Source organism: Limnohabitans sp. (assembly GCF_044361985.1).
Lineage (GTDB): Bacteria > Pseudomonadota > Gammaproteobacteria > Burkholderiales > Burkholderiaceae_C > Limnohabitans_A.
This window is the reverse complement of sequence record NZ_JBIKHV010000132.1, coordinates 1-4,925: the sequence shown is the minus strand read 5'-3', so window position 1 is coordinate 4,925 and position 4,925 is coordinate 1. Positions and strand designations below refer to the sequence as shown.

At 61.9% G+C, this 4,925-nt stretch carries 4 protein-coding genes; all 4 read right to left on the bottom strand.

All coding sequences use genetic code 11. The annotated features are described in order from the left end of the window. Nucleotides 1-1,407: 4Fe-4S dicluster domain-containing protein (locus ACIQ3A_RS13765; RefSeq protein WP_396432294.1), on the bottom strand; the 1,407-nt coding region annotated here is incomplete at its 3' end. Then, nucleotides 1,367-2,065 carry a DUF3306 domain-containing protein gene (locus tag ACIQ3A_RS13760; RefSeq protein WP_396432293.1) on the bottom strand — a complete coding sequence of 233 codons (699 nt, stop codon included), beginning with the start codon at nt 2,063-2,065 and terminating at the stop codon, nt 1,367-1,369. The genes ACIQ3A_RS13760 and ACIQ3A_RS13765, both read right to left, overlap by 41 nt. Next, on the bottom strand, nt 2,062-2,619 hold the full coding sequence (locus tag ACIQ3A_RS13755) for a DUF3305 domain-containing protein (protein ID WP_396432292.1): 558 nt from the start codon (nt 2,617-2,619) through the stop codon (nt 2,062-2,064). The genes ACIQ3A_RS13760 and ACIQ3A_RS13755 overlap by 4 nt, the downstream gene beginning before the upstream one ends. 212 nt (nt 2,620-2,831) lie before the next feature. Next, on the bottom strand, nt 2,832-4,925 hold a 2,094-nt coding region (fdhF, locus tag ACIQ3A_RS13750; RefSeq protein WP_396432291.1), incomplete at its 5' end, for a formate dehydrogenase subunit alpha.

The window sequence follows — 4,925 nt, the reverse complement described above, 5'->3', positions numbered from 1 at the left end:
GCCATTGAGCAAACTTTGGGCCACGGCCATCTGCTCCATGAGGGCGGCACGGTATTGCGGCGCCTCTTCGTCGGTGAGCAGCACCATGACCTGGCGAGCGCCATAAGCCACGGCCGACAACCAGAGCTCCAGGCCGACGCTGGCCGTGTGCCACAAGGCCACGGGCATCACACGGGCGGGCACGCCCTGCATGACTTTGAGCTGCGCGCCCCGGCCCAATTCGTCGATCAGGGCCTGCCCTTTGTCCTGGCTGTGCAGCAGCAGCGCGGCGTCGCGCCCACCTGCCGCTTGGTAGGCTGTCAGCAGGCTGCGGATTTTGGCGCCCTGCTCGGCCGGGCGCGGGTAGGCATAGGTCAAAGCACCGGTCGGGCAAACCGTGGTGCAAGCCCCGCAGCCCACGCACAGGTTGGGGTTGACCACAATTTGCTGGCGGCTTTTTTCAGAGCTGATGGCTTGGGCCGAACAAATCTCTACGCAAGCGTTGCAACCCACCTGCTCGTTGCGGCTGTGGGCACACAGTTTTTGCTTGTACGCAAAGAAACGGGGCTTTTCAAACTCCCCGACCAGCTCACGGACCTTGAGCAAGGTTTGCAGGTCTTGCCCATCCCAGCGGAAATAACCTTGGGGCAAGGCGTGCGAGCCGAAAGTGGGGAAAGCTTTGTCGCCGCGCAGATCCAGCACCACATCGAAGCGCTCGGTCTGCGGGCGGGCAGCGCGGCTGAAGTCGATGGCACCAGCGGCTTCGCAGACCTTGACGCAATCACGGTGCGAGGTGCAGCGCGACATATCCACCTGGTAATCGAGGCCAATGGCCTGTTCGGGGCAAGCCGCGACGCAGGCATTGCAGCGGGTACACAAGTCCAGGTCAATCGGATTGCTGGCGTCCCACGACACATCAAACGCCCCGAGCCAACCTTTCAGGCTTTGCAAGCGCCCTGCCAGCACTGGAAAGCGCCGCTCCTGGCTGCCTCCGGCGTTACCCGGACCTTCTGACCAAATGGTGACCTGCATCGCATCGGATAAAAAACTGGCGGCGCGTTCGGCAGCATCGAGCGCGCCCATGACCAAAACTCGGCCCGAACTTTTGTAGGTCACGGTGGGCACAGGCTCGGGCTCGGGCAAACGGGCTGCCGCCAGCAAGGCGGCCATTTTGGGCGTGGCGTGTTCGGCCTCGCGGCCCCAACCGCCAGTTTCGCGAATGTTGACGAAGCGGATTGGCGAGATGGCCCCCTCGGTCTGCTCGGCCAGCTCTGAGAACAGGCGCTTTTCTTGGGTACAAGCCACCACCAAGGTCTCGCCGGTTTTCACGGCTTTTTGAAAGTTTCCGGCTTCCCGGCGGCACAGGCTGGTGTGCAGCGTTAAGTCTTCACCCAGTGCTTTGCCCAGAGCCTGGACCTGCAGGGGCATGGTTTGGTTGCAATTGCAAATCAGAGTGGTCATGTTCAGTCGGTACGGTTGCCTGGGGTGGCGGTGTGGCCTGCAGTGCAGATGGGGTCTGTGATTGCGGCGACTGTGCCACAACTGGCGAGCCTTCTGTCGCATCGGGACTTTGATCAGGGTTTTCCTGTGTGTCGACCCCAGAGGTCTGAAGTGGGCTGTTTGGGGGGTTTTTCGGGAACAGATTCAAGAACTCTGCTCCGACCATTTTCTCGAGCATGCCTGCCGGCAGGGGGTCTGGCGTGTTGTAGTCGCCAATGTAAATATCCAGACCATCCATCACATTGAAGTGGGGATCGGTGAACAGTTTTTTCATGGCGGCGTTGCGCACCTCGCCGGGTACGCCATCGCGCATGTAGGTCTGAAAATCCGAGCTTGGAGTCAGGCTCTGCACATCCTCCAGGGTGGGCAAGGGGGGCTGCTGTTGGCCATCGGCAGGTGGTGTGCTTGGAGCCGCATCGGACTTGCGCAAGGCCGTTGGCGACTGCTGGGCAGCAGCCAGCGTTGAAGGATTGGCCCCAGCTTGGACTCCGGGTGCCAGGGGCTTAGCTGGTTCGGGTTGCGGCGCCTCGCCTGTCTCAAGACCTTGTTTGCGGCGCGACCAGCGGCTGAAAAAAGCGTCGCTCATGGCCCGGGCCTTGCGCCCTTGCGTTTGCTGTCGGTGCTGACCGAGACCGGTTGGCCAAAACGATCGGTCAGGCGCTGGAAGCTTTGTGGACGCTGGCGTTTTTTCTCTTCAGGCACAAAGTGCTGCGCTGCAAAAGATTGCATCCAGGCGACCACTTCAGCAGGGGCAGGAACGGTTTCGACGGTTTCTTGCGCATCAAGCCATCGACCTGCATCGTGGTAGCTCAGGCTTACCGCTTGCGGAACGGCCATGGGCTCACCCCCATCTTGGGTGTCGATGAGCCGCCACATCACGAAGTAGCAGGGCGTGGGCGAGGTGGCGTTGAGCCAATAGCCTTCGGCATCGTCGCTGAAAAGTGTCACCCCCCAAGCCGGGTACAACCAAAGTGACTCGCTCTCCGTCTGACGCAAGTTGCGCGCAGCAGTGCCAAAACCAGTCTCATGGGGCACCACATCGGCCAGCACCCAGCGCCAGGCTTGCCAGCGCGACATGGGCCCTTGCACGGCCTCTCGGCGCATCAGGACAGCCACATCGATTTGTGGACGTGAAGACATGGACAGCAAACTCCTGGAGAAATGAAAAGGCAAGATGCCAGCACGTCCTCATGTCACGGCAGGCGTATGAAGAATAGCGTACCTGGCCCAAGCCTTCTTGAAAAGGTGCCAAGTTGTCCGGCACGTGCGGCCCCTTCATGCCAGGCCCGAAGTGGCCCGTTCCCGGATTTCACGTTATCGGGAAGCCACTGGATAGCCCCTTGAACAAGGCGTCAAACAGTCAACGGCTCAAGCAAAGCGGCCTCGACCCGGACTGCACAGAACTTGAATTCAGGGATCTTGCCAAACGGGTCAAGCGCGGCGTTGGTCAACTCGTTCGCCGCCGCCTCCACATAAGCAAAGGGCATGAACACAGTGCCCACGGGCGTGCCTTCGTCCTGGCGCAGCGACAGCTCCAGCGCACCGCGACGCGAGGACAGACGGATGCGTTGCCCGGGCTGCAGGTTCAAACGCGCCATGTCCGCAGCGCACATCGACGCCGTGGCCGCAGGTTCCAGCGCATCGAGCACGCTGGCGCGGCGTGTCATGCTGCCGGTGTGCCAGTGCTCCAGTTGGCGCCCGGTGATGAGTACCATGGGGTACTCGGCATCGGGTTGCTCATTGGCCGCAATCAGGCCCACAGGCACCAGCCAGACGCGGCCATCTTTGGTGGGAAAGTGGTCATGGAACACGATGGCTTGGCCGGGGTCGTCGGCACTGACACAAGGGTAGGTGACCGAGCCTGCGTTCAGGCGCCCCCAGTCGATGCCGCCAATGGCCGGGGCCATGGCCTGGCGCATTTCTTCGTACACGGCGGCCACACCTTCGTGCGCCCCCGCATACGCCCAGTTCAGACCCATGCGCTGTGCGATCTGCTGGATGATCCACAAATCGGGTTTGGCATCGCCCGGCGGCAGCAAAGCCTGGCGCCCCATCTGCACCGTGCGGTCGGTGTTGCTGACGGTTCCGGTTTTTTCGGGCCAGGCACCGGCGGGCAGCACCACATCGGCCAGCCAGGCTGTTTCGGTCAAAAAGATGTCTTGCACCACCAAGTGCGCCAAGCTGGCCAGCGCATGGCGGGCGTGGTTCAGATCGGGGTCGCTCATGGCCGGGTTCTCCCCCATGATGTACATCCCGCGCACCTTGTGCGGGTCACTGTCAGGTGCCAGCGCCTTGTGCATGATTTCGACCACGGTGTAGCCGGGCTGGTCGTCGAGTTTCGTCTCCCAAAATTTCTCGAACCAGTCGTGTGCGGTCTTGTCACTCACCCGCTGGTAGTTGGGGTACATCATCGGGATCAGGCCTGCGTCGCTTGCGCCTTGCACATTGTTTTGGCCTCGCAAGGGGTGCAGGCCAGTGCCGGGGCGGCCGATCTGGCCGGCGATGCTGGCCAGCGCGATCAGACAGCGCACATTGTCAGTGCCGTGCACGTGCTGGCTGATGCCCATGCCCCACAAGATCATGGCGGCCTTGGCCTTGGCATAGGCCCGTGCCACTTCGCGGATGGTCTCGGCGGGGATGCCGCAAACAGCGCTCATGGCTTCCGGCGTGTAATCGCGCACATGGGCCTTGAGTTCAGCCACGTTGTCGGCACGTTCGCGCAAGAACTGTTCGTCGCACAAGTTTTCTTCCACGATGACGTTCAACATCGCGTTGAGCAGGGCCACATCGGTGTCGGCCTTGAAGGGCAGTGTGCGCCAGGCATGGCGACTGAGGTCTGTGATGCGCGGATCGGCCAGCACGATGCGGGTGCCGCGTTGGGCTGCGTTCTTCATCCAGGTGGCGGCGACCGGGTGATTGGACGTGGGGTTGGAGCCAATGACAAGGATGAGGTCCGAGTGCTCGACATCGCGCACCGGGTTGCTGACTGCACCCGAGCCGACGCCTTCCAGCAAAGCCGCCACGCTCGATGCATGGCAAAGGCGGGTGCAGTGGTCCACGTTGTTGCTGCCAAAGCCGGTTCGCACCAGTTTCTGGAAAAGATAAGCCTCTTCGTTGCTGCCCTTGGCCGAGCCAAAACCGGCGAGCGACTTGGGCCCGTGTTGTTCACGCAGCGCATTCAGTGGTTGGGTTGCCAACGCCAGGGCTTCATCCCAAGTGGCTTCTCGGAACACCTCACGCCATTCGGTGTGGCCCTCCAGCAGGCTCAGGTCTTTGGCAACGCCCGCCTTGCGGATGAGCGGTTTTGTGATGCGGTCGGGGCTGTGGATGTAGTCCATGCCGAATCGGCCCTTGACGCACAAACGCCCTTCATTGGCCGGGCCTTCCCGGCCTTTGACGCTGATGATTTTTTCATCCTTGACCTGGTACGTGACTAGGCAGCCCAC